General features: G+C 62.2%; 22 protein-coding genes and 1 tRNA gene. 13 read left to right on the top strand and 10 right to left on the bottom strand.

Annotated features, from left to right (window positions below; translation table 11 throughout):
• Window positions 1-50: 50 nt before the first annotated feature.
• Window positions 51-125, bottom strand: a tRNA-Gln gene (locus AC1DWF_RS00210).
• 118 nt (window positions 126-243) lie between these two features.
• On the bottom strand, window positions 244-579 hold the full coding sequence (locus AC1DWF_RS00205; protein WP_476782751.1) for a VOC family protein: 336 nt from the start codon (window positions 577-579) through the stop codon (window positions 244-246).
• 205 nt (window positions 580-784) lie between these two features.
• Here AC1DWF_RS00205 and ppdK point away from each other — a divergent pair, with 205 nt between their 5' ends.
• Complete coding sequence (gene ppdK, locus AC1DWF_RS00200) at window positions 785-3,451, top strand: pyruvate, phosphate dikinase (RefSeq protein WP_476841371.1); 2,667 nt, start codon at window positions 785-787, stop codon at window positions 3,449-3,451.
• Window positions 3,452-3,502: 51 nt separating this feature from the next.
• Here ppdK and AC1DWF_RS00195 read toward each other — a convergent pair whose 3' ends face one another.
• The gene (locus tag AC1DWF_RS00195) at window positions 3,503-4,513 is read right to left on the bottom strand and encodes a nucleotidyltransferase family protein (RefSeq protein WP_476787517.1); all 1,011 of its coding nucleotides are present in this window, start codon (window positions 4,511-4,513) and stop codon (window positions 3,503-3,505) included.
• 184 nt (window positions 4,514-4,697) lie between these two features.
• On the opposite strand from AC1DWF_RS00195, the gene AC1DWF_RS00190 reads away from it, so the two are divergent.
• On the top strand, window positions 4,698-5,435 hold the full coding sequence (locus AC1DWF_RS00190) for a polysaccharide deacetylase family protein (protein ID WP_476782754.1): 738 nt from the start codon (window positions 4,698-4,700) through the stop codon (window positions 5,433-5,435).
• A 42-nt stretch (window positions 5,436-5,477) separates the two neighbouring features.
• Here AC1DWF_RS00190 and AC1DWF_RS00185 read toward each other — a convergent pair whose 3' ends face one another.
• The gene (locus AC1DWF_RS00185) at window positions 5,478-6,134 is read right to left on the bottom strand and encodes a hypothetical protein (protein WP_476782755.1); all 657 of its coding nucleotides are present in this window, start codon (window positions 6,132-6,134) and stop codon (window positions 5,478-5,480) included.
• A 168-nt stretch (window positions 6,135-6,302) separates the two neighbouring features.
• Here AC1DWF_RS00185 and AC1DWF_RS00180 point away from each other — a divergent pair, with 168 nt between their 5' ends.
• Window positions 6,303-7,940, top strand: coding sequence for a long-chain-fatty-acid--CoA ligase (locus AC1DWF_RS00180; RefSeq protein WP_476782756.1), 1,638 nt, complete (start codon window positions 6,303-6,305; stop codon window positions 7,938-7,940).
• A 134-nt stretch (window positions 7,941-8,074) separates the two neighbouring features.
• Entirely contained in the window at window positions 8,075-8,893 is an 819-nt protein-coding gene (locus AC1DWF_RS00175) for a DUF1499 domain-containing protein (protein WP_476782757.1), read from the top strand.
• Window position 8,894: 1 nt separating this feature from the next.
• Here the strand turns inward: AC1DWF_RS00175 and AC1DWF_RS00170 are convergent, their stop codons facing one another.
• Window positions 8,895-9,803 carry an MBL fold metallo-hydrolase gene (locus AC1DWF_RS00170; RefSeq protein ID WP_476782758.1) on the bottom strand — a complete coding sequence of 303 codons (909 nt, stop codon included), beginning with the start codon at window positions 9,801-9,803 and terminating at the stop codon, window positions 8,895-8,897.
• A 123-nt stretch (window positions 9,804-9,926) separates the two neighbouring features.
• Between AC1DWF_RS00170 and AC1DWF_RS00165 the strand changes: the two genes are divergently transcribed.
• Both AC1DWF_RS00165 and AC1DWF_RS00160 read left to right on the top strand, forming a co-directional pair.
• Window positions 9,927-10,520: a biotin transporter BioY gene (locus AC1DWF_RS00165; RefSeq protein ID WP_476782759.1), complete on the top strand. Its 594-nt coding sequence runs from the start codon at window positions 9,927-9,929 to the stop codon at window positions 10,518-10,520.
• Window positions 10,521-10,604: 84 nt separating this feature from the next.
• Window positions 10,605-11,612 carry an NAD-dependent epimerase gene (locus AC1DWF_RS00160; protein WP_476787516.1) on the top strand — a complete coding sequence of 336 codons (1,008 nt, stop codon included), beginning with the start codon at window positions 10,605-10,607 and terminating at the stop codon, window positions 11,610-11,612.
• 12 nt (window positions 11,613-11,624) lie between these two features.
• Here the strand turns inward: AC1DWF_RS00160 and AC1DWF_RS00155 are convergent, their stop codons facing one another.
• On the bottom strand, window positions 11,625-13,076 hold the full coding sequence (locus AC1DWF_RS00155; RefSeq protein WP_476783650.1) for a DUF2793 domain-containing protein: 1,452 nt from the start codon (window positions 13,074-13,076) through the stop codon (window positions 11,625-11,627).
• Window positions 13,077-13,346: 270 nt separating this feature from the next.
• On the opposite strand from AC1DWF_RS00155, the gene cysD reads away from it, so the two are divergent.
• From cysD to cysQ, 3 genes are read left to right on the top strand one after another with little or no spacing between them, the layout of a single operon-like run.
• Window positions 13,347-14,252, top strand: a complete 906-nt coding sequence (gene cysD, locus AC1DWF_RS00150; protein WP_476783649.1) for a sulfate adenylyltransferase subunit CysD — start codon at window positions 13,347-13,349, stop codon at window positions 14,250-14,252.
• A gap of 2 nt (window positions 14,253-14,254) precedes the next feature.
• Window positions 14,255-16,192: a sulfate adenylyltransferase subunit CysN gene (cysN, locus tag AC1DWF_RS00145; RefSeq protein ID WP_476787515.1), complete on the top strand. Its 1,938-nt coding sequence runs from the start codon at window positions 14,255-14,257 to the stop codon at window positions 16,190-16,192.
• Window positions 16,143-16,997, top strand: coding sequence for a 3'(2'),5'-bisphosphate nucleotidase CysQ (cysQ, locus tag AC1DWF_RS00140; RefSeq protein WP_476787514.1), 855 nt, complete (start codon window positions 16,143-16,145; stop codon window positions 16,995-16,997). Before cysN ends, cysQ begins: the two co-directional genes overlap by 50 nt.
• A gap of 15 nt (window positions 16,998-17,012) precedes the next feature.
• Here the strand turns inward: cysQ and AC1DWF_RS00135 are convergent, their stop codons facing one another.
• Window positions 17,013-18,155: a DegT/DnrJ/EryC1/StrS family aminotransferase gene (locus tag AC1DWF_RS00135; protein WP_476787513.1), complete on the bottom strand. Its 1,143-nt coding sequence runs from the start codon at window positions 18,153-18,155 to the stop codon at window positions 17,013-17,015.
• A gap of 1 nt (window position 18,156) precedes the next feature.
• On the opposite strand from AC1DWF_RS00135, the gene AC1DWF_RS00130 reads away from it, so the two are divergent.
• The gene (locus AC1DWF_RS00130) at window positions 18,157-18,393 is read left to right on the top strand and encodes a hypothetical protein (protein ID WP_476783645.1); all 237 of its coding nucleotides are present in this window, start codon (window positions 18,157-18,159) and stop codon (window positions 18,391-18,393) included.
• Here AC1DWF_RS00130 and AC1DWF_RS00125 read toward each other — a convergent pair.
• From AC1DWF_RS00125 to AC1DWF_RS00115, 3 genes are read right to left on the bottom strand one after another with little or no spacing between them, the layout of a single operon-like run.
• Window positions 18,390-19,313: a carbohydrate kinase family protein gene (locus AC1DWF_RS00125; RefSeq protein ID WP_476783644.1), complete on the bottom strand. Its 924-nt coding sequence runs from the start codon at window positions 19,311-19,313 to the stop codon at window positions 18,390-18,392. The two genes, AC1DWF_RS00130 and AC1DWF_RS00125, sit on opposite strands and share 4 nt — an antisense overlap.
• Window positions 19,310-19,756 carry an RbsD/FucU family protein gene (locus AC1DWF_RS00120; RefSeq protein ID WP_476783643.1) on the bottom strand — a complete coding sequence of 149 codons (447 nt, stop codon included), beginning with the start codon at window positions 19,754-19,756 and terminating at the stop codon, window positions 19,310-19,312. The genes AC1DWF_RS00125 and AC1DWF_RS00120 overlap by 4 nt, the downstream gene beginning before the upstream one ends.
• 2 nt (window positions 19,757-19,758) lie before the next feature.
• A complete protein-coding gene (locus AC1DWF_RS00115; protein ID WP_476787512.1) occupies window positions 19,759-21,009 on the bottom strand; it encodes an ROK family transcriptional regulator in 1,251 nt (416 codons plus the stop codon).
• A gap of 192 nt (window positions 21,010-21,201) precedes the next feature.
• Here AC1DWF_RS00115 and AC1DWF_RS00110 point away from each other — a divergent pair, with 192 nt between their 5' ends.
• The 3 genes from AC1DWF_RS00110 to AC1DWF_RS00100 all read left to right on the top strand — a co-directional run bounded on the left by AC1DWF_RS00110 (window position 21,202) and on the right by AC1DWF_RS00100 (window position 24,203).
• Window positions 21,202-22,233: a substrate-binding domain-containing protein gene (locus AC1DWF_RS00110; protein WP_476787511.1), complete on the top strand. Its 1,032-nt coding sequence runs from the start codon at window positions 21,202-21,204 to the stop codon at window positions 22,231-22,233.
• Between the two features lie 102 nt (window positions 22,234-22,335).
• Window positions 22,336-23,418: an ABC transporter permease gene (locus tag AC1DWF_RS00105; RefSeq protein WP_476783495.1), complete on the top strand. Its 1,083-nt coding sequence runs from the start codon at window positions 22,336-22,338 to the stop codon at window positions 23,416-23,418.
• Window positions 23,418-24,203 (top strand): ATP-binding cassette domain-containing protein, encoded by a 786-nt coding sequence (locus tag AC1DWF_RS00100; protein ID WP_476783496.1) that lies wholly within the window; start codon window positions 23,418-23,420, stop codon window positions 24,201-24,203. The genes AC1DWF_RS00105 and AC1DWF_RS00100 overlap by 1 nt, the downstream gene beginning before the upstream one ends.
• The last annotated feature ends 155 nt before the right edge of the window (window positions 24,204-24,358 follow it).

Below are 24,358 nucleotides of genomic sequence, written 5' to 3'. Positions count from 1 at the left end.
CGACTTTGCTGCCGGCCAGCGAAGAACGAAGGAGATTTTCAGGAAAGATATGGCTGGGGCGCCAGGATTCGAACCTGGGAATGTCGGTACCAAAAACCGATGCCTTACCGCTTGGCGACGCCCCAACAAGCCGCTGGCTGACAACTATGAGCCGCAGGCGAGTCAATCGACCGCCGCCTTATATGCAGTACGCGGCAAAAGCACAATCGCGCCTTTGCCGCTTTTCTTATCTGAATGTGCTGACTATTCGCCCCAGACGGCGAGCTCGTTGCCCCCTGGATCGACGAAGTGAAAACGCCGCCCGCCGGGGAAAGAAAAGATCGGTTTGACGATCGTACCGCCGGCCTCTTCGACCGCGGCAAGCGTTTGTTCCAGCGCTTCGGAATAGAGAATCGGCAGCGGCTTGGCTGGCACTTGAGCCTGGAACCCGCCGTCGAGGCCTTCTGCGAATGCAGCATAGTCGGGGCCGTAGTCGGTGAAGGTCCAGCCAAAGGCCGCGCTGTAGAAGGATTTGACATGGTCGAGCGTGCCGCCAACCGCAGCCATTTCGATATAGTCGAGCTTGCCGGTCTTGCGCATTGTCGTCTCCAAAGTTGTTCTCGATATGTTCTATATGAGCCTGCCAAGGCCCGCAAGCGTGTCGTAGCGCCGGTTCATTAATCGATTGTAGGTCATTGCCCGGCCGAACTGCGCCTTGCCTTTCGCAGCGCAGCATCATATCGCTCGGCCCAGAAGCGGGCGGCAGCCACCGTCTTGCTCCACACTCAGTCGGCGAGGAGACGGCATGACCAAGTGGGTTTACAGGTTTGGCGACGGTGCAGCGGAGGGGCGCGCGAGCGACCGCAACCTGCTCGGTGGCAAGGGGGCGAATCTCGCCGAGATGTGCAGTCTCGGCCTGCCGGTTCCGCCCGGCTTCACCATCACCACGGCTGCCTGCAACTGGTATTATGGCAATGGCAGCAGCTATCCTGAAACGCTGGAAGCCGATGTTCGCTCGGCACTCGACCATATAGGTGCGATCACCGGCCGTCGTTTCGGCGATCCCAAAAGCCTGCTGCTGGTTTCGGTGCGCTCGGGCGCACGCGCCTCGATGCCGGGCATGATGGACACAGTGCTCAATCTCGGCCTCAACGATGTTACCGTCGAGGCGCTGGCTATCGATGCCGGCGATGCGCGTTTTGCCTATGACAGCTACCGCCGCTTCATCACCATGTATTCCGATGTCGTTCTCGGGCTCGATCACGAAGTGTTCGAGGAACTGCTTGAGGAGGAAAAGGCGCGTCTGGGCTACGAACTCGACACCGAGTTCACCGCCACGCAGTGGCAGGCGGTCATCGCGCTGTACAAGGCCAAGGTCGAAGAGGAGCTTGGACGCTCGTTCCCGCAGGATCCGCACGAGCAGTTATGGGGCGCCATCGGCGCGGTGTTCTCAAGCTGGATGAACCATCGCGCGATCACCTATCGCCGCCTGCACGATATTCCCGAGAGCTGGGGCACTGCGGTCAATGTGCAGGCCATGGTGTTCGGCAACATGGGCGATACGTCGGCCACCGGCGTTGCCTTCACCCGCAATCCATCGACCGGCGACAAGATGCTCTATGGCGAGTTCCTGGTGAACGCGCAGGGCGAGGACGTGGTTGCCGGCATCCGCACGCCGCAGAACATCACCGAAGCAGCACGCATTGCCGCTGGCTCAGACAAGCCCTCGCTGCAGAAGCTGATGCCGGAGGCGTTCAACACGTTCGTTGCGATCTCCAATCGCCTCGAACAGCACTACCGCGACATGCAGGATCTCGAATTCACCATCGAGCGCGGCAAGCTGTGGATGCTGCAGACACGTTCGGGCAAGCGCACTGCCAAGGCAGCGCTCAGGATCGCCGCCGAGATGGCTGGCGAGGGGCTGATCACCAAGGACGAGGCGATCTGCCGGATCGACCCGTCCTCGCTCGACCAGCTGCTGCACCCGACCATCGACCCCAAGGCGCAGCGCGAGGTCATCGCGGTCGGCCTGCCGGCGTCGCCAGGTGCTGCTACTGGCGAGATCGTGTTCTCGTCCGACGAGGCCGAGGAACTGAAGTCGGCCGGGCGCAAGGTCATCCTGGTGCGCATCGAGACCAGCCCCGAGGACATCCACGGCATGCATGCCTCCGAAGGCATCCTGACGACGCGCGGTGGCATGACCAGCCACGCGGCGGTGGTTGCGCGTGGCATGGGCAAGCCTTGCGTGTCGGGTGCCGGATCGCTGCGCGTCGACTACCGCGCGGGCACGCTGATCACCATGGGCCACACTTTCCGCAAGGGCGACATCATCACCATCGACGGCTCCACCGGACAGGTGCTGAAGGGCACGGTGCCGATGCTGCAGCCGGAACTTTCCGGTGATTTCGCTGCGATCATGGAATGGGCCGATGCGGCGCGCCGCATGAAGGTGCGCACCAATGCCGAAACGCCGGCAGATGCGCGCATGGCGCGTTCGTTCGGTGCCGAAGGCATCGGCCTTTGCCGTACCGAGCACATGTTCTTCGATGGCGATCGCATCGTTGCCATGCGCGAGATGATCCTCGCCGACATCGAAAAGGACAGGCGCACGGCCCTCGACAAGCTGTTGCCGATGCAGCGTTCGGATTTCATCGAACTGTTTGAGATCATGGCSGGCCTGCCGGTGACSATYCGCCTGCTCGACCCGCCGCTGCACGARTTCCTRCCSMASACCGAGGASGARATCGCCGARGTCGCCGCCGCGATGAACGTGCCGGCCGACAAGCTGCGCCAACGCACCGAAGCGCTGCACGAGTTCAACCCGATGCTTGGCCATCGCGGCTGCCGTCTCGCCGTCTCCTATCCGGAGATCGCCGAGATGCAGGCGCGCGCCATCTTCGAGGCGGCGGTCGAAGCCGGCAAGAAGACCGGAAGCCCTGTGGTGCCCGAAATCATGGTGCCGCTGGTCGGCCTGATGAAGGAACTCGACTACGTCAAGGCCCGCATCGATGCGGTTGCCAAAAGCGTCATGCAGGAAACAGGCGTCAACATCGACTATCTCGTCGGCACGATGATCGAGCTGCCGCGTGCGGCGATCCGCGCGCATGTCATTGCCGAGGCGGCCGAATTCTTCTCCTTCGGCACCAACGACCTGACGCAGACGACCTTCGGCATCTCGCGCGACGATGCGGCGTCCTTCCTCGAGACCTATCGCCAGAAGGGCATCATCGAGCAGGACCCGTTCGTCTCGCTCGACATCGAGGGCGTGGGCGAACTGGTGAAGATCGCTGCGGAAAAGGGCAGGGCGACGCGGCCTGAGATCAAGCTCGGCATCTGCGGCGAACACGGCGGCGACCCGGCTTCGATCCACTTCTGCGAAAGCGTCGGCCTCGACTATGTCTCGTGCTCGCCGTTCCGCGTGCCGATCGCACGTTTGGCGGCGGCACAGGCCGCGGTGAAGGCGAAGCGGTAGGCGAAGGCGGTTGGTTATACCCATTTCGCAAATTGGGTATAACCAGCGGCATCAGGTGACCTGGCAAAGCAGGCGGCCGATTTCGGGCCGCTGCTTTAGCGATGCGTTGATGGCTTCGCGCCACTTCGTTCCGTTGCCCAGAGCGGTCTCATAAGCAATTGCCAGTTCCTGTGGGCGATCCTCCACCAGGACGCGGATCAGCCTTTCGGCTTGGGCCAGGTCTTTTGCGACTTTGGCCAAGCCTGGCCCGGTTCGCCTTTGGGCGACAATAAGCTTGTGTACGGCATAACGTTCGGGTTTCGGTATCTGAACCAGCACGCCGCTCCGATATAACGCCACGGCTGGTATCGGCTCAGCGATCAGGAAGTTCAGGAACGGAAGCGTCTGCGCGTAGACGTTCAGCGGTTCTAGCCTGACGATCTCGCTTTTGCTTTGCATGCGAGGGGCCAGGAAGTCGACCATCGCTCCGCCGCCTTTCAAGCGCCACCGCGTGGACCTTCCTTTCGGGGCCAGGCCGGGAGCAGGTTCCAAAGACAGGGATTTGAACGTTTCAGCGAGAGATGGATCGACCTTGTCGTCGATCGCCAGTTTGAGGTTTTCGAATGCGGCGATGTCGACGTCCTGTGTAACTGCGAGTGTGCCTGAAAAGGCAAATCCCAGTTCGGCACCGTAGAGGCGGAACGCGTGTGTCCCAACAAGCGTTCCACCGAGGCGAAACACGCCAACTTTCGCCATCGCGTTCAGGATGCTACCGGTTTGGCGATCAACAGTAACGAGTCCGGCAGCACGCAGCTGAGCGACCAGCAACGCACAGTGCCGTTCAAAGCTCTTGTCGTCTTCGATATCCTCCCGCATGCGTGCAATGCGCTGACGAAGGTCTTCACTGTCAGGGCCGATGTAGCGATCGACCGGCTTGTCACCAATTCTTTGCCGGGCGTACCAATATTTGCCCTGAGGAAGCTCCTTGAGGAATGGAGACCCGGCGATGGACTTCACGTCGCGCATTCGGTGGGCTTCGAGAAGGTCCTGATACGCAGTGTGAGCAGAGAGCGGAAAGCGCATGACAATACCCTACACCAATCTTTAGCGTAGGGTACAAAATATACCCTACGTAGGCAACTCGCGTAGGGTATTGCGTGCCAGGGTTCTGGCCGGCGCCACGGCAAAATAGCCTCAGCCGTCATCATGGCGCCAGATTTGAGGCGCCAGTGGCCGCAGTTCGAGACAGCAATACCCGGAAATTCGCATGCGTATGCTTGGCAGGTTTTTGATTGGCGTCGGCCTTGCGGCGCTGGTGAGTTCTTCAGCTTCGGCTGCGTTGCTCGAACCCCGATTGCATCTCAAGCCGTCCGGCGAATCCAGCCCACGCGTCGCACTGACGCTCGATGCATGCGGCGGCAAGACCGATGCACGCGTCCTCTCCGCGCTCGTCGACAACAAGATACCGGCGACGATCTTCGTCACCGGTATGTGGCTGAAGCGGAACGCCGAAGCCTTGGCGATCATGAAGGCGCATCCAGAGCTGTTCGAGCTCGAAAACCACGGCGCCAGGCACATTCCGGCTGTCGATACGCCCCGCAGCATCTATGGGCTGAAAAGTGCTGGCAGTGCCGAGGCTGTTCTGGCCGAGGTCGAGGCCGGCGCGCTGGCGCTGACCGATCACGGCGGACGGGCGCCAAAATGGTTTCGCGGTGCGACCGCGCAATACAGCCCGACCTCCATAGCGCTGATCCGTGGGCTTGGCTTCAGGATCGCCGGCTATTCGATCAATGGCGACGGCGGTTCGTTGCTTGGCGCGCGCGAAACCGAACGTCGCGTTTCTTCAGCCAAGGACGGCGACGTCATCATCGCGCACATCAACCAACCCACGCACGCTGCCGGCGGCGGCCTAGTCAAGGGGCTACTGAAGCTCAAGGAAAAAGGCTACGCCTTCGTGCGGCTCGACGATGTTGACGACGATGGCACGGACGGCACGACGAACTAAGATATTGCGCGCCCTTTTGGACGCGCAAGGCGCTGCAATGGCTCAGGCAGCGGCATGGAACGCTTCGACCACCCCGACATAGGCTACGGCGAGCTTGGCCAGAGGGTTGGTGCTGCGCGAGGCCGATTCCACCTTGAGCTTGCCGCCGCTGACGGGAAGCGAAAGCAGCAGGAACTGACGTCGGGCACCATCGCCGATCGAAGCGGCGGCGACATGCTTGTCGTCTCCGTCTTCATCGAGGCGCATCTTGAACAGAAGGATGCCGCCTACAGCTTCCAAAGCGTCGTCGACCATCTGGGTAAACTCAGCCTCCGAAACGTTGCTGGGTGCCATGGCCGGAACCTCGACTTGTATTCGCTCGACAGCCTCGATGGGGAGTTCATCGGCCGAAAGTTCGACAGACGCCGGCTCGTCGGCGGTCTCTTCCGCGACGCGCTCCTGCCCTTCGGCGGCTTCCGTTTCGGGCAGGTCCTCGAGCAGGGCTTCAGGCTCGGTGCCGACCGCTTCGTCGAGCAGTTCTTCCGCCGACAGCTCAAGGTCGTCGGTGGCTTCGACGATTGGCTCGTCAGCGCCATCGGCCTCGTCGGCAGCCATCAGGACGCCGGAAGCGGCATCGGCTTCCTTGGGGGCAACATGCTCTTCAGATTGCGTTTCATGCTGCGGCAGGACTTCATCCTCCGCGCGCGGCTGCGTATCCATGTGATCCCTCACATTACTCTACCCACCACACCAGCCGGTAATAAAGGTTAACCGCGACCGTGGCCGCAATATGGCCGCCGCGGTTTGCCGGCTCGGCTGAACTTTGGTCAGGCTGGACAAAACAGGTATTGCGACCAGAATGGCCAGATATGATCTGGGAGGATCCACATGCTTGGACTGATGCAGGAATGGCCGCTGCTGTGCCACAAGATCATTGACCACGCTGCACGCCAGCACCCGCATCGCGAGATCGTGTCGAGGTCGATCGAGGGGCCCATTGTCCGGACCAACTATGCCGAGTTGCGCCTACGGTCGCTAAAAATTGCGCAACGGCTGGAGCGCGACGGCTACCGGGTTGGCGACCGTATCGCCACGCTTGCCTGGAATTCGGCCCGCCACATGGAAGCGTGGTACGGCATCATGGGCATGGGTGGGGTCTACCACACGCTCAACCCGCGCCTTTTCCCCGAGCAACTGGTCTGGATCATGAACGACGCGCAGGATCAGGCGCTGTTCGTCGACCTGACCTTTGTGCCGCTGGTGGAAAAGATCGCGCCGCAGGTGCCGTCGCTCAAGCGCATCATCGTGCTGACCGACGCCGCCCACTTGCCGCAAACGGCGCTGCCCAATGTCGTGGCCTACGAGGAGTGGCTGGCCGAGGCCGATGGCGACTATGCCTGGAAAGCGCTGGACGAGCATGCGGCGGCCGGCATGTGCTACACCTCAGGCACGACGGGCGATCCCAAGGGCGTCGTCTACAGCCACCGTTCCAACGTGCTGCATGCCATGATCGCGGTGATGCCAGACGCGATGGGCATTTCGGTCCGCGACGTCGTCATGCCTGTTGTGCCGATGTTCCACGCCAATGCCTGGGGGCTAGCCCAGAGCACGCCGATGGTCGGCGCGAAACTCGTCATGCCGGGCGGCAAGATGGATGGAGCTTCGATCTACGAAATGCTCGACACCGAACGCGTGACCTTCACGGCCGCTGTGCCGACGGTCTGGCTGATGCTGCTGCAGCATCTCGAAGAGACCGGCAAGAAATTGCCGCATCTCAACAAGGTGGTGATCGGCGGCTCAGCCTGCCCACGTACAGTGACTGAGAAGTTCGAGCGCAACTATGGCGTCGAGGTCATCCACGCCTGGGGCATGACCGAGATGTCGCCGCTCGGCACATTGTGCTCCATCAAGCCGGAATATGACGATCTCGAAGGCAGTGACCGGCTGAACATCCAGCAGAAGCAGGGCTATACGCCGTTCGGCGTCGAGATGAAGATCACCGACGACGACAACAACGAACTGCCCTGGGATGGCAAGACCTTCGGTCGGCTCAAGGTGCGCGGTCCAGCGGTTTCAGCCTCCTATTTCGGCGGCGCCAGCGCCGGGCAGTTCGACGCCGACGACTGGTTCGACACCGGCGATGTCGCCCATATCGACACCAACGGCTACATGCAGATCACCGATCGTTCCAAGGACGTGATCAAGTCGGGCGGCGAGTGGATTTCCAGCATCGAACTCGAAAATCTCGCCATCGGTCATCCCGACGTCCAGGAGGCCGCGGTGATAGCCATCAAGCATTCGCGCTGGGACGAGCGCCCGCTGATGGTGATCGTGCGCAAGCAGGGCAGGGAGCCTGACAAGACCGACATTTTGGCTTTCCTCAACGGCAAAGTCGCCAAGTGGTGGATGCCGGACGATGTCGCCTTCGTCGACGAGATCCCTCACACAGCAACCGGCAAGATCCAGAAGATGGCTTTGCGCGAGACATTCAAGGATTATCGGCTGCCCACCGACACCGGCGCCTGAGCAGGTTCATGTGCGGGACGGCGGCGCATGCCGCCTTTCCGCTTCAACCCTCGAAGGAAACGCTCTAGTTTGATTCAGTCGCGATCTATGCCGTGGGGACGGCGATGCTGGGTGCAGGGTGGGTAACGGGTTTTATGGTTGAGTTTCAGACGCGATATGTTGAGCAGCGCACCGCGCGCGCGGCTGGCCTGTCTCGGGGCATGGCATCCTTCTCGGCCGTTTTGCTGATCACCGCCGTGCTCGGCCATCGTCGCGGTCTTGTCGACACCACTGCCTTTTTCTGGGTTCTCGGCATTGTCGCATTGCTGGCCGCCTTGGCGTTGCTGCTCTCGGGTCTTGCATTTTCGCGGTTGTGGAAATTCGGCGACCGGGGTGGACACGACCTGACTGTCGGCGCCTTGCTGGGGCTGGCCGTGCTCGCGCCCTTTGGTTTCATAGCTTACCAGATCGCCACCATGCCCATGCTCCGCGACATCTCGACCGATGTCGAAGACCCGCCCGCATTAACGGCGGCGATGTCGTTGCGCACGCCGGCCATGAATCGGCTGGAGCCGTCGACGGCAGGGGAACGCGCGTTGCAAGCACAGGCTTACCCGCTGGTTGCCGGCCGGCGCTACGACCTGTCGCTCGACCGCGTTCTTGACAGCGTGAATGCAGTTTTGGCGCCGCAAGGCTGGGAGATCGTCGTGCCGCCACCCGCCGTCGACCAGGCAATTGGCGAGGTCGACATCGAAGCTGTTGCGCGCACCTACATTCTCGCTTTGCCCTCCGACGTGGTGATCCGGCTGGTGGATGACGGCGACTCGACCTTCGTCGACATGCGCTCCGCCTCGCGCTACGGCCGCCATGACCTCGGCGACAATGCCGAGCGCATCATCGGTTTCCTGACCGAACTCGATCAGGAGATCGCCAATCAGGCCGGAACAGCGACGAGCACGACGCCGGAGCAATAGGCTATTTGACTGGGGAATAGATGCTGTCGATCGCCGGCGCTTCCCTGCTGAGCACCTCGCCGCGCCCGACTAGATCTTCGAGATGGGCGAGCACCGACAGGCCGGCTGCACCATAAAGCCTGGGGTCGGTGTCACGATAGATCGCCCGCACGATATCGGGAATCGTGCGGTCGCCGGCGATCAGGCGCTCCATGATCGCCCGTTCACGCATTTCGCGGTGCGCCTTCAGCCCGCGCACGAATTTTTGCGGTGCCAAGACCGGGCCGCCATGGCCGGGCAGGTAGAGTTGGTCGTCCCGTTTGATGAGTTTTTCGAGCGAGGCCATGTAGTCTGACATCGCCCCGTCGGGCGGTGCAACGATCGAGGTCGACCATGCCATGACGTGGTCGGCCGAAAACAGGATGCCAGTGCCTTCGAGCGCAAACGCCGCGTGATTCGCCGCATGGCCCGGTGTCAGCACCGCGCGCATGCGCCAGCCGTCGCCATCGATGACCTGGCCATCGCCGACGACCACGTCGGGAACGAAATCGGTATCACTGCTGGCGTCGAGCGGGGCAACTTCGCCGATTCGCAGCGGGCGCGCCGAGCGATGCGGCCCTTCGGCGACGGTCATAGCCCCGGTCAGCGCCTTCAATCGGGCGGCGAGGGGCGAGTGGTCGCGATGGGTGTGGCTGACGAATATGTGGCTGACCGGACGGCCAGCAATGGCGCGGACCAGCGCCTCGAGATGGGCATCATCGTCAGGGCCGGGATCGAGGATCGCAAGCGTGTCGTGGCCGATGATATAGCTGTTGGTGCCGTGGAAGGTGAAGGCGCTCGGATTGTTGGCGGTGACCCGCACGATGCTATCCGCGACAGCGACAGGCTGGCCGTAGGCGGGTTCGAAGCGTTTGTCGAAATCAAGAGACATGGCCAGCCGATATCTGTGGGTCCGAAGAGCAAACGGCAAATTCGTTTGCCGCTTAGCACGGAAGACAATATAGGGAAAACAACATCTGGCGTGCCTCGGCGCGCATACCACAAGGGGATTTACATGGCCGTTGCATCCAGTTCCACCGCGCTCGTTTCCGCGGCGCTGCCCGAAAAGGGTGCGATGCGCCTGGCGACCCAGCTCCTGCTGGCTGTCGCGGGTTCGATGCTTCTCATCGCTTCGGCCAAGACCAAGGTCGTGCTCGGACCAGTCGACATGTCGCTGCAGACGCTCGTCGTGCTCGGCATCGGCGCAGCCTACGGCCTCCGCCTCGGCGTGGCGACGCTGCTGCTCTATATGGCGCAGGGCGCCATGGGTTATCCGGTGTTCCAGAGCACGCCTGAAAAGGGCCTCGGCATTGCCTATATGCTCGGCTCGACCGGCGGCTATCTCCTGGGCTTCGTTGCCATGGCGGCAATCGTTGGCTGGGCCGTCGACCGCGGCTGGGGCCGCAGCATCGTCAAGATGCTTGGCGCCATGCTCGTCGCCGAAATCGTCATGATGGCACTCGGCTTCTCGTGGCTTTCGCTGCTCATCGGTGCTGAGAAGTCCTGGCAGTTTGGCGTCGTGCCGTTCATCGTGCCGGACCTGATCAAGGTGGCACTTGCCGCTGCCGCCGTTCCGGCCATCTGGGCGCTGCTGCCCAAGAAGGGCTGATCGGTCCGCAACCGAGCACTGGTTTTAGCAACGCCCCGGCTTTAAAAAGGCCGGGGCGTTTTGCATTTGAATGGTGCGGAAATTATGACTGTTCTTGTCACGGGTACGGCCGGCTTTATCGGTTTTCACGTTGCACGACGGCTCTTGGCCGAGGGCTATGATGTCGTCGGTTTCGACAGCGTGACCGACTATTACGACACCTCGCTCAAGCGCTCGCGTCTTGAAATGCTTGCCGAACATGGCGATTTCCGCTTCATCCAGGCCGATCTTGCCGATGCGGCGGCGGTAAAATCGGCTTTCGGATGCCGCCCCGAGATCGTCATCCATCTCGCCGCCCAGGCAGGCGTGCGTTATTCGCTCGACCACCCACAGGCTTACGTCGACGCCAACATCACCGGCTTCCTCAATATCCTCGAGAATTGCCGCGCGAGGCCACCGAAGCACCTGATCTATGCCTCGTCGAGCTCGGTCTATGGCGGCAACAAGAAGCAGCCTTATTCGCCGCGCGACGGCGTCGACCATCCGGTCAGCCTTTATGCGGCAACCAAGAAGGCCAACGAGTTGATGGCGCATACCTACAGCCATCTGTTCGGGGTACCGGCGACCGGCTTGCGGTTCTTCACCGTCTACGGCCCCTTCGGGCGGCCCGACATGGCCTATTACAAGTTCACCCGCGCCATCTTCGCCGGTGAGACCATCGACATCTACAATGGCGGCGACATGTACCGCGACTTCACCTACATCGACGACATCGTCGAAGGGATCGTGCGCCTGATCGACCTGCCGCCCAAGGCCGATCCAGACTATGACATCGCTGCGGGCGGTGCATCGGGCAGCTGGGCGCCGCACAGGGTGATGAACATCGGCAACCGCCGCAAGGAACATCTGATGGAGATGATCCGCATTCTCGAACGCGCGACTGGCCGCGAGGCGGTGAAGAATTTCATGCCGTTGCAGCCGGGCGACGTGCTGAGCACCTGGGCCGATGTGAGCGACCTCGAAGCATTGATCGGCGAGCTTCCACACACGCCGATTGAGGAGGGGCTGGTCCGCTTCGTCGATTGGTACGGCAGGTATTACCGCGTCCAGTAACGAAGCGACCGGTCAGGCATACTGACCTCCGGTTGCGGTACTGCCTGCGGCATTGCCCGGCAGATAGGCAGCACCGCCCCCGGCGGTGTTGATCACGCCGTTGAGGATGGTGTTGCAGCGGGCGCCAGTGGCCGCACCTGCGAAGGTCGTGCCGCCGCACGTGACATGGCCGTTCTGACAAGACGCGAAGGCGGTGGCGAAGGCCGGCGTGCCGGTCAGCGTAATCGTGCGGGCCTCGGTGTTGACCACCCCACCGCTGCGCACGTTCCAATGAACGGGCGATGCGCCCGAAATCGCGTAGTTGCCTGTGGCGGTTGCCGCGCCGTTGTTCTGGCACATGATGTGGCCCTGGGCGCAGCCGCCGAACCTGACATTCTGGAACTGGATCGTGCCGCCATCGGTATTCAGGCCAAGGCCGCTGGTGGTTGTCCTGATCTCCAGATCCTTGATCAGACAACGCGTGCCCGCTGGCGCGCTAATCGCGCTGGACGAGGTGGTGGAGACGATGACGTTGGCGGGCGCGCCGCTGTTGCCGGCGATGATCAGACCTGCAGCACTCGTCTGGCCCACGGTAACCGGAATGGTCAGCGCGTCGGTATAGGTGCCGTCGCCGATCTGGATGGTAACGGTGAAGCCGGCAAAGTCGAGGCCCGCTGCGACGTTGAGCGCCTTCTGGACTGTTACGAACGCGCCGCCTGCCGTGTTCGCGAGCCCGGTGTTGGCATCGGACCCGTCCGTACGGACATGATATGTCCGGTTGGCGATGAGCATCTCGCGGACATGGTGTTTGGCGACTGCCTGGTTCTGGTCGGTCAATGCCAGGCCTGGCTGCAACAGCACCCGCCCGTCGGTGCGGCGGACTTTCAGCGCCTCCATCCAGGCGGAACCATCGGGCGAGACCTTGACGTGCCAGTCGTCGTCGCCGGCGAGGCCGAACTCGGCCCGACCCGAATAGCCTGTCTGAAACAGCAGTGAGGCATTGTCGCCGGCTGCCGCCTTGTTGATCTTGACCTGCTGTCCCGCGCCCAGATTGTCGAACAGCACGGCCTGGCTCTTCACCGACAGCCGGTTGGTGGTATCGGCAGTGGTGTTGATACCGACCATGGCAGCCGGATTGATGCCGAGCGCCACCGCATCCTGCCAGCCTGTGCCGTCATGGGCGAAGATGCGTTGTTCATCAGCCACCCAGGCAAGCCAGCCCCTGACAGGGACATGGAAAGCCCAGGCACCGTCCTGCCAGGCCGCGATCTGGCCGCTCTTGCCGGTCCAGGCGCCCGTCGCTGCCGTAGCAACGATGTAGCGGTCACCTTCGACTGGCAGGGCTGGCGGTGCGGCCAGATGCCGGTCGAGCACACAAAGCTGCACCACAACATCCAGCGCCAGCAGCGCCTCGTTGTGGGTGACGTGTTTCTGTGCCTGCGAGGGCATGATGAAAGGCATTTTCAGATTGGTCGTTTGTTCCAAGGCCGGCTCCTGTGGTTGGCTTTGGTGCAATGATACGGCCGTCCGAAAGGGCGTGGAAAAACGGGCGTCTCTATCCACGCTTCGAACCCTCTTTGGAGACGCGGTGGAATTGCATTCCCGAAGACGTGGCGCGGGGGGCAAAACTGACTTAGCCGGCCGCCAAATTTGGTCTTGCGCTGCTTGAGACGCCGCCCGTTTGTGGGGACACTGCGCCCAACAGGTCATTTCGGCGCCAAAGCCGCGACCAGGAACGATTTCCGAAGGCTCTCAATGCTTGCCAGACTGACTCACCTGGACCGTCTCGAGGCGGAGGCGATCCACATTTTTCGTGAGGTCGCGGCCACTTTTACCAAGCCTGTGATGCTCTATTCCGTGGGAAAGGATTCCTCGGTCCTGCTGCATCTGGCGATGAAGGCGTTCTATCCGGCCAAGCCGCCGTTTCCGTTCCTCCATGTCGACACGACGTGGAAATTCCGCGAGATGATCGAGTTCCGCGATGCCATGGCGCGCGAGCTCGGCTTCGACCTGCTCGTCCACGTCAACCCGGACGGTGTCCGCGACAACATCAACCCATTCGATCACGGTTCGAACACTCATACGCATGTGATGAAGACTGTCGGCCTGCGCCAGGCGCTCGACAAATATGGCTTCGACGCGGCGTTTGGTGGCGCGCGGCGCGACGAGGAGAAATCGCGTGCCAAGGAGCGCATCTTCTCGTTCCGCAACGCTCAGCACGCCTGGGACCCGAAGAACCAGCGCCCGGAGATGTGGAAGATCTTCAATACGCGCGTTTCCCCGGGTGAATCGATCCGCGTCTTCCCGCTGTCCAATTGGACCGAACTCGATATCTGGCAGTACATCCTGCAGGAAAACATCCCCATCGTGCCGCTGTATTTCGCCAAGCACCGGCCGGTGGTCGAGCGCGATGGCATGCTGATCCTGCGCGACGACGACCGCATGAAGCTGCATCCCGGCGAGGTGGTGGAAAACAAGCTGGTGCGCTTCCGCACGCTCGGCTGCTACCCGCTGACCGGCGCGATCGAATCCGATGCCGCGACCCTCGAAGACATCGTCAGCGAGATGCTGACCGCTCGTACTTCGGAGCGGCAGGGACGTCTCATCGACCGAGACGAATCCGGTTCGATGGAAAAGAAGAAGCGCGAAGGGTATTTCTGAGCATGCGCCACGCCATGGCCACCACGATCGAGGCCGCCGAAAGCGTCCGCGACTACCTCGCTGCGCAAGAGCAGAAATCGCTTTTGCGCTTCTTGACCTGCGGCTCGGTCGATGACGGCAAGTCGACGCTGATCGGTCGCCTGTTGTCCGACACCAAGCAGATTTTCGAGGACCAGCTTGCAGCGCTCGAGCGCGACTCGCGCAAGCACGGCACGACAGGCGAGGATGTCGATTTCGCGCTTCTTGTCGACGGTCTGGAGGCCGAGCGCGAGCAGGGCATCACCATCGATGTCGCCTACCGCTTCTTCGCCACCCCCAAGCGCAAGTTCATCGTCGCCGATACGCCGGGCCACGAGCAATACACGCGCAACATGGCGACCGGTGCCTCGACGGCAGATCTGGCCATCGTCCTTGTCGATGCGCGCCAGGGCGTGCTGCGCCAGACGCGGCGCCACTCGATCATCGCCTCGCTGCTCGGCATCAAGAACATCGTCGTTGCGATCAACAAGATCGATCTCGTTGGCTTCGACCAGAAGGTGTTCGAGCGCATCACTGCCGAATATGCTGCCTTTGCCGAGAGCCTGGGCTTCAAGTCGATCGTGCCGATTCCGATGTCGGCGCGTTTTGGCGACAACGTCACGCGACGCTCTGACAAGATGGGCTGGTATTCCGGCCCGACGCTGATCGAGCATCTCGAAACCGTGGTGGTCGAGGAAGAGGCGGTCGCACGTCCGTTCCGCTTTCCGGTGCAATATGTGAACCGGCCCAATCTCGATTTTCGCGGCTTTGCCGGAACCATAGCTTCCGGCTCGATCTCGCAGGGCGACGAGGTCGTCGTCGCCAAGTCGGGCAAACCCTCGAGGGTCAAGCGCATCGTTGCCCATGGCGGCGACCTGCGCACGGCGGTTGCCGGCCAGGCGATCACGCTGGTGCTGGATGACGAGGTCGAGGTGTCGCGCGGCAATGTGCTGGTGACGCCCGACGCGCGGCCGCATGTCGCCGACCAGTTCGCAGCCAACGTCGTGTGGTTCGACGAGGCCGCGCTGTTGCCCGGCCGCTCCTATATCCTGCGCACCGAGACCGACCAGGCGAGTGCCACGGTCACCGATCTCAAATACCGCATCAACGTCAATGATTTTGCCCATGAGGCGGCGAAGTCGCTGGAGATGAACGAGGTCGGCGTCTGCAACATCTCGACCCAGTCGCCGGTTGCCTTCGACAGCTTTGCCGACAACCGCACGACCGGCGCTTTCATCCTGATCGACCGCATCAGCAATGCCACCGTCGGTGCCGGCATGATCGTGCATGCGCTGCGCCGCTCGGAGAACATCCACTGGCAGTCGCTCGACGTGACGTCCAAGGCGCGTGCGGACCTCAAGAACCAGCGGCCTTCGGTACTCTGGTTCACCGGCCTGTCAGGCTCCGGCAAGTCGACGGTCGCCAACCTTCTGGAAAAGAAGCTGCACGCGGCCGGCCGCCATACCTACGTGCTCGATGGCGACAATGTCCGCCACGGCCTCAACCGGGATCTCGGCTTCACCGACGAAGACCGGGTCGAAAATATCCGTCGGGTCGCCGAAGTCGCCAAGCTGATGGCCGACGCCGGCCTGATCGTCATCGTGTCGTTCATTTCGCCCTTCCGTGCCGAGCGCCGAATGGCGCGCGAAATGATGGGGCAGGGCGAGTTCGTCGAGGTCTTTGTTGACACGCCCTTCGAGGAATGTGCCAAGCGCGATCCCAAGGGGCTCTATGCGCGTGCACTCTCCGGTGCGATCAAGAATTTCACTGGCGTCGATTCACCCTATGAAATGCCGGAAAAACCTGAGATTCATCTTCAGACTCTGGGCAAGACGCCCGAAGAGATGGTCGAGACGGTCGAGAACTGGCTGAATGAGCGAGACTTTGCAGAGCATCAGTACGACGACGGCGGCGGCATCTGACGAGGCGATCCTCGAACTGCTCGAACGCCTGGCGCTCGACGCGGGGCGCACGGTCATGGAGGTCTTCCACTCGGGGATCGTCGTGTCGGACAAGGCAGATGCCTCACCGGTCACTCAGGCCGATCGTGCCGCCGAGCGCGTGATACTCGAAGGCCTGCGTGCGGCCTATCCCGACGTACCCTGCGTTGCTGAGGAGGAGACAGCCGAAGGCGTGGTTCCGCCTGAGCTTGGCCGCGCGTTTTTCCTTGTCGATCCGCTCGACGGCACCAAGGAATTCGTCCGGCGCCACACCGATTTCACGGTCAATATCGCGCTGATCAGGGACGGCGCGCCTGAGATCGGCGTGGTTTATGCGCCATGCACGGGGCGCTTCTTTTCCGGTCGCCCAGGTCGCGCGGAAGCCTTCGAGGCACGCGACGGCAAGGCGGTCTCTGAGCGTCATCGCATTCATGTGCGCGAGGGCCGCGAGCCGCTGACCATCGTTGCCAGCCGTTCGCACCGCACGCCCGAGACCGATGCCTTCATCAAGAAGGTTTCGGCCGCCGAAATCGTTTCGGTCGGATCGTCGCTGAAATTCTGCCTGGTGGCGGCTGGCGAGGCGGACCTTTACCCGCGCTTCGGCAGGACGATGGAATGGGATACGGCGGCGGGCGATGCGGTGCTGCGCGCCGCGGGCGGGAGCACTCACACGCTGGACGGCAAGCCGCTTGTTTATGGCAAGCGCAACCAGGCGGACGATGCGGATTTCGCCAACCCGCATTTTGTCTCGAGCGGCCGGATCATCGACCCGGCCTTCATCTTCTGATCAGAAGTTCGCTGCTTACTCGGCCGCGATCTTGGCCGAGTTGGAGCCGACATAGTTGCGGATCGTGGTGATGATCCGGTCCTGGTCGGCTTCGCTGAGATAAGGATGCATCGGCAGGCACAGGATGGTGCCCGGCACCGCGTCCGATACGGGCAGGCCACCCGGGGTGCGGGGGTAGTGGCTGTAGGCCACCTGCACATGCAGCGGCTTCACATAATAGATGACCGACGGAATGCCCTGCTCCTGCAGGTGCTTCTTCAAGCCGTCGCGATCTGCGGTCTCGATGGCGTACTGGGCCCATGCCGAGCGACCACCGGTGGGAGCGCGAGAGGCCTTCACCACGTCGCCGAGGCCATCGGCATAACGCTTGGCCACGACCGCGCGTGCCTGCATCTCGTCTTCGAGGATGGCGAGCTTCTCGATCAGGATCGCCGCCTGCAGCGTGTCGAGGCGCGAGTTCAGGCCGACATGGATGTTGTCGTACTGGGTCTCGCCCTTGCCGTGGAAGGCAAAGGAGCGAAGGCGGGCTGCGAACGCGTCGTCGTTGGTGAACATCGCACCGCCGTCGCCGTAGCAGCCGAGCGGCTTGGCTGGATAGAAGCTGGTGGCGGCGACATGACCGTACGCGCCGCACATCTTGCCGTCCTGCGAGCCGCCGATCGACTGGGCGGCGTCTTCGATGACCAAAAGGTTCTCGCGCTTGGCGATGGCATCGATCGCCGCATAGTCGGCGGCGATGCCGAACAGATCGACGGGGATGATCGCCTTGGGCTTGAGACGGCCTTCTGCCTTGATCATGGCGATGGCAGCTTCGAGGCTGTTGATGTCGATGTTGTAGGTGTCGGGCTCGATGTCGACGAACACCGGCTCGGCCTTGGCGAGCGCAACCACCTCGGCGGTCGCAGCGAAGGTGAAGCTCGGAACGAAGACCGCGTCGCCCGGGCCGATGCCCGAGGCGAGCAGCGGCAGCAGCAGGGCGTCGGTGCCGTTGGCGCAGGCCACGACATGCTTGACGCCGACATACTTCGCCAGCTGGTTTTCGAATTCGGTGACTTCCGGGCCGAGGATGTAGCGGCCGTCGTCGACGACCTTGTCAATTGCCGCCTTCAGACGGTCGCGGATTCTTTCGCGCTGTGCGCCGAGATCGATGAACTGCATTATGGCCCCAAAACCCAATCGTTTTCTTCGGGCCGCTGATAGCAGAGTTGCCGAAAGCGAAAAAGACGAGCGCCCTGCGGCATCCATGGCGCGCCTGCGGTTCTTGTTACTTTCGGTTGACGCGATTTCGCGCTCAAATTGGCGGAAAACATGGGATTTCGCGAGCAGGCTGCTGAGCCGGCTTGGCGAAGCGAAACATAAAGTGATCGGCCATTTCGCCCGAAAGCGCCTGATTTAGGCCAATTCACGCCGCCATGGCGGGTTTGCACCCGCGCGCGAAACTGTGACCGCAGCGGCACGCGCACCGAGCGACAGCGCCTTTTCGATGGCTGTTTTAGACAGCTCGGCAATGGCGCCCTTGGTCAAAACATTCTGTTCATGCAACGCGGCAAGCACGCCTGCATTGAACGTGTCGCCGGCGCCGACAGTGTCGACCACAGCGACCTTTTCCGACGTCACCGAAACCGTGTGCTTGTCGGAGTAGGCGGTAGCACCTTTGCTGCCTTTGGTGATGATGACCAGCTTCGGTCCCTTGCGGAGCCAGCGCGCTGCAATCTCGTCATGGTCGCCGGTCTCGCCGAACCACGACAGATCCTCGTCGGAGAGCTTGACGATGTCGGCCATGGCAAGCATGCGCCACATTCGTTCGAGGTGGGCCTGCTTGTCCTGGATGAAACCCGGCCGGATGTTGGGGTCGAACATCATCACGCGGCTTTCGTGCTCACGCTTCATCAGCGCTTCATAGGTAGAGCCGCACGGCTCGGGGATCAGGCTGATCGCGCCGAACAGCATGGCGTCGATGTCATCGCCAAGAGCCGGCAGGTCGGCTTCGGTGAGCATGCGCCCGGCGGTGTTCTCGTCGTAGAAGGTGTAAGTAGCGTGTCCGTCGGTGAGGCGCACGAAGGCAAGCGTTGTCGGCCGCGCCGAGACATCGGCATAGCGGGAGCCGGCATTGCTGGCCGCAAGGACCTCGCGGATTTGCTGGCCAAACAGATCGGAGGAGAGCCCGGAAAAGAACTCGACCGGCACGGCAAGCCGCCCCAGTGCAATTGCCGAGTTGAAGATCGCACCCCCGGCATAGGGCGCAAAGGCCGGTTCGCCGGCCTGGCTTTGCCTTGGCAGCATGTCGATGAGCGCCTCGCCGCAGCACAGGATCATGGCTTGCCGGTTCCCTTTGGATAAATGACGCCCTTGCGGATGATGACATTGCCGTAGAGCCTCGGCTCGCTGGTGGCAATGATCGTGTGCGCCGCTTTCACCCGTTCATAAAACATATTGCCGGCCAGCGGCACGACCGCGAAGCCGGGCGCGCGCGCGGCGCAGACTGCTTCGATCTCTTCGTGCACCGGGTCGGACAAGGCTGGATCGCCTTTGACCGACGACCGGAAAATCGCCTGAGGAACGAAGTCGTCCACTGGCAGCACCTGCAGCACGGCGTCGAGCACCGGGATCAGGTCGAGCCCGTCGGCACGGATAACCCGCCTGCCGTGTTCAAGGGCGGGATAATTGCCGTCGACAATGGCGATCTCATCGCCGTGCCCCATGGCGCGCAGGGTGAACAACAGGTCCGGACCGAGTAAGGCTGGAATACCGATGAGCACGCTTAGACCCCTCGTGACGGTGCGGACGAGCCGATGAGGAAGCGTTCGGACAGCGGCAGGCTGGCGCCGCCCAGGGCGCGGGCGTGGATGCCGACAGTGCCTTCGCGGACGCTCGGCATGCGCAGACCTTCGATGTCGATATTGCCGATCGCGGCTTGTACCGCTTCGACGAGGCGGGCACGGATCGTCGAAGGCATCCAGCCGTCGATGACGGCACATTCGAAATCGATGACCGATGCCGACGCGACGATGGCGTAGGCGAGCGCATCCGATGCCGTTGCGATCCACGCATCCAGCTCCGGGCCGAGATCGCCCCATTCTTCCGGCGAGGTCCAGAGATAGGCGGCTTCGATGCCTTTGGCGTTCAGCGCCTTTTCGAGCACCGCGATCGACGCGACGTCGATAAGTTGTGTCGGCCTGCCGCCGGGGCCGGGGACGGGCATCGAGCCTAATGCGCCGGCGTTCCCCGTTGGGCCGCCATAGAGCCTGCCGTTGAGCACCACGCCGCCGCCGGCAAAGGCGCCGATGTAGAAATAGACGAAGTCGCGCAGCGTGCCGATGTCGCCGAACACCAGCTCTGCACCACAGGCCGAGGTCGCATCGTTCTGCAGATAGACGGGGAACCCGAACAGCGCCTGCAGGTCAGCGCGAATGTCGCGGTTGCGCCATTCGTCCATGATCTCGCGCGGTGCGCCCGCTGTGTCGACCCAGTTCCACAGCTCGAACGGCATGGCGACGCCGAGGCCTGCGATGCGCTGGTCCTGCTCGCGCTTCAGCGTTGCGCGCATCTGGGCGATGCCCGTTTTGACGAAGTCGATGGTGTCGCGCGGGGTAGGGTAGCGATAGGAGTTCTGCAGCATCGCGCGTGTCTTGCCCAAGAAATCGATGAGCACGAGCTCGGCGCTGCGTCGTCCGATCTTGAGGCCGATGAAATAGGCGCCATCGGGATTGAGCGCCATCGGGATGGATGGCTGGCCGATCTTGCCGCGCACCGGCGCTTGTCGGAGCAAGAGGCCTTCAACCTCCAGCTCGCGCATGATGACAGAGACCGTCTGGGCTGACAGGCCAGTCATCCGCGCGATGTCGGATTTGGCCAGCGCACCGCTTTGCCGCACCAGCGACAGCACCAGCCGCTCGTTGTGATCGCGCATGCCACTTTGGTTGGTGCCGCGCGGCTGCGGGCTCTCCGCAGCATCTGGCGAACCGTGCCTCACACTCCCGGCCTCCACCGGCTTCCTCCCCGTAATTTCCATCTTGTCGTTTTGGGACAGAATGCGGGCCGACTGCAATCCTGTCAATAATAAATAAGAGTGATTTAATTATTGACTCATGGTTGCGTTTGGTGTTTCGTTGATGCCGGATACTCGACTGGGAAGAGTGCATGAGTGTCCGGGGCGGTGCCCGGTGGAGGGGACCGCATGGTTTGATTTTGGGAGGAGTACCCGATGAAGTTTTCAGTTCTGAAGACGACCGTCTTTGGTGCGGCGGTTGCAGCACTTGCCGGTTTTGCAGCGCCCGCTTCGGCTGCCGATGTTGGCGCATGCCTGATCACGAAGACCGACACCAATCCCTTCTTCGTCAAGATGAAGGAAGGCGCTTCCGCCAAGGCAAAGGAGATCGGCGTCAGCCTCAAGAGCTACGCCGGCAAGATCGACGGCGACAGCGAAAGCCAGGTCGCGGCGATCGAGACCTGCATTGCTGACGGCGCCAAGGGCATCCTGATCACCGCATCCGACACAAAGGGTATCGTCCCGGCGATCAAGAAGGCGCGCGATGCGGGCATTCTGGTGATCGCGCTCGACACCCCGCTTGAGCCGGCTGAAGCTGCTGACGCGACCTTCGCTACCGACAATCTGCTCGCCGGCAAGCTGATCGGCCAGTGGGCAGCCGCGACCCTTGGCGACAAGGCCAAGGACGCAAAGATTGCCTTCCTCGATTTGACCCCGTCGCAGCCGACCGTCGACGTTTTGCGCGACCAGGGCTTCATGATGGGCTTCGGCATCGACGTGAAGGACCCCAACAAGATCGGTGACGAAGTCGATCCGCGCATCGTTGGCCATGATGTCACCAACGGCAATGAAGAGGGCGGCCGCAAGGCGATGGAAAACCTTCTCCAGAAGGATCCCAGCGTCAATGTCGTGCACACCATCAACGAACCTGCCGCTGCCGGTGCCTATGAAGCGCTCAAGGCAGTGGGCATGGAAAAGAACGTGCTGATCGTTTCGGTCGACGGCGGCTGCCCGGGCGTCAAGAACGTCGAGGCCGGTGTCATCGGCGCAACCTCGCAGCAATATCCGCTGGCCATGGCTGCCCTCGGCATCGAGGCGATCAAGAAGTTTGCCGACACCGGCGAAAAGCCCAAGCCGACCGAAGGCAAGGCCTTCTTCGACACCGGTGTGTCGCTGGTGACTGACAAGCCGGCTGCCGGTGTTGAATCCATCGACGTCAAGTCTGGCCTTGAGAAGTGCTGGGGTTGATCTGAGCGCCTGACGGCGTGACACTCTCTTCAGACGAAGGGCGGCCCCTTGGTCGCCCTTCCTACAAGAGGGATAAAAATCCCTCATTGGGAGGAAATCGACATGTCTGACGCATCGGCAAACGCCGGGCGACCGCAGGAGTTCGAGAAGGTTCTCTCGGGCAGCGACACGTCAGTGGCAAGCTTCGACACCCACACCCGCTCGCCGGTAGAAAAGGTCCAGCACTTCCTGCATTCAAATCCGGCGGCGGTGCCGCTGATCGTGCTCGTCGCCTCGCTGATCGCCTTCGGCATCCTCGTCGGCGGCAAGTTCTTCTCTGCGTTCTCGATGACGCTGATCCTGCAGCAGGTCGCCATCACCGGCATCATCGGTGCGGCACAGACGCTGGTCATCCTGACCGCCGGCATCGATCTCTCGGTCGGTGCCATCATGGTGCTTTCGTCGGTGGTGATGGGGCAGTTCACCTTCCGCTACGGCTTGCCGCCGTCGCTGGCGATCCTGTGCGGCTTTGCCGTCGGCGCCTTCTGCGGCTGGGTCAACGGCGTGCTGGTCGCCTACATGAAGCTGCCGCCGTTCATCGTGACGCTCGGCATGTGGCAGATCGTGCTGGCCTCGAACTTCCTCTATTCGGCGAATGAGACGATCCGAGCCCAGGATATCGACGCCCAGGCACCCATCCTCAAATTGTTCGGCACGACGCTCAAGCTCGGCAATGCCGTGCTCACCTATGGCGTGATCGCCATGGTGCTGTTGGTCATGGTGCTTTGGTACATCTTGAACCACACCGCCTGGGGACGGCATGTCTACGCCATCGGCGACGATCCCGAGGCGGCCCAGCTTTCCGGCGTGCGCGTCAACAGGGTACTTATCTCAGTCTACGTCATCTCCGGGCTCATCTGCGCGCTCGGCGGCTGGGTGCTCATCGGACGCATCGGCTCGGTTTCACCGACCGCTGGCCAATTCGCCAACATCGAATCCATCACTGCGGTAGTGATCGGCGGTGTCTCGCTGTTCGGCGGGCGTGGCTCGATCCTCGGCATGCTGTTTGGGGCGCTGATTGTCGGCGTGTTCCAGCTCGGCCTGCGGCTGATCGGCACCGACCCGCAATGGACCTATCTGTTGATCGGCGCGCTCATCATCATCGCTGTCGCCATCGACCAGTGGATCAGAAAGGTTGCAGGCTAATGTCGACCGAACCACTTCTCACCGCCCGCGGCCTGGTCAAGCGTTATGGCCGCGTTACCGCCCTCGACCAGGCCGATTTCGACCTCTATCCTGGCGAAATCCTCGCCGTGATCGGCGACAACGGTGCCGGCAAATCCTCGCTCATCAAGGCAATCTCAGGCGCGATGACGCCCGACGAAGGCGAAATCCGTCTCGAAGGCAAGGTGATCAACTTCAAGGCGCCGATGGAAGCCCGGGATGCCGGCATCGAGACGGTCTACCAGAACCTTGCTTTGTCGCCGGCCCTGTCGATCGCCGATAACATGTTTCTTGGCCGCGAGATCAGGAAGCCAGGTATCCTGGGCAACTGGTTCCGCATGCTCGACCGAACGACCATGGAAAAGCGCGCCCGCGATAAACTGACGGAACTTGGGCTGATGACCATCCAGAACATCAGCCAGTCGGTCGAGACACTGTCTGGCGGCCAGCGCCAGGGCGTGGCAGTGGCGCGCGCCGCCACCTTCGGCTCCAAGGTCGTCATCATGGATGAGCCGACGGCCGCCTTGGGTGTCAAGGAATCCCGTCGCGTGCTGGAACTGATCCTCGACGTGAAGCGGCGCGGGCTGCCGATCGTGTTGATCTCGCACAACATGCCGCATGTGTTCGAAGTGGCTGACCGGATCCATATCCACCGGCTCGGCCGCAGGCTCACCGTCATCGATCCAAAGGAATACACGATGTCGGATGCCGTGGCCTTCATGACCGGAGCCAAGGCCCCGCCGGAGGCGGCGCTCGCCGCCGCCTGAGTGGTTGGCTACAACCCTGAGTCTCCGCGTCGCGCGATATTGACGCGGAGGTTTAAATCGATTGAGATCGCATTCTTAATGGCTAACATGAGTGCGGGAGGATAGGTGTCGGCGAGGGAGGAAACATCTAGGTGGCCGAACAGGATGCGAGAGGC

Source organism: Aminobacter sp. P4_D5 (genome assembly GCF_056401815.1).
This window is presented reverse-complemented; position numbering and strand designations above follow the sequence as displayed.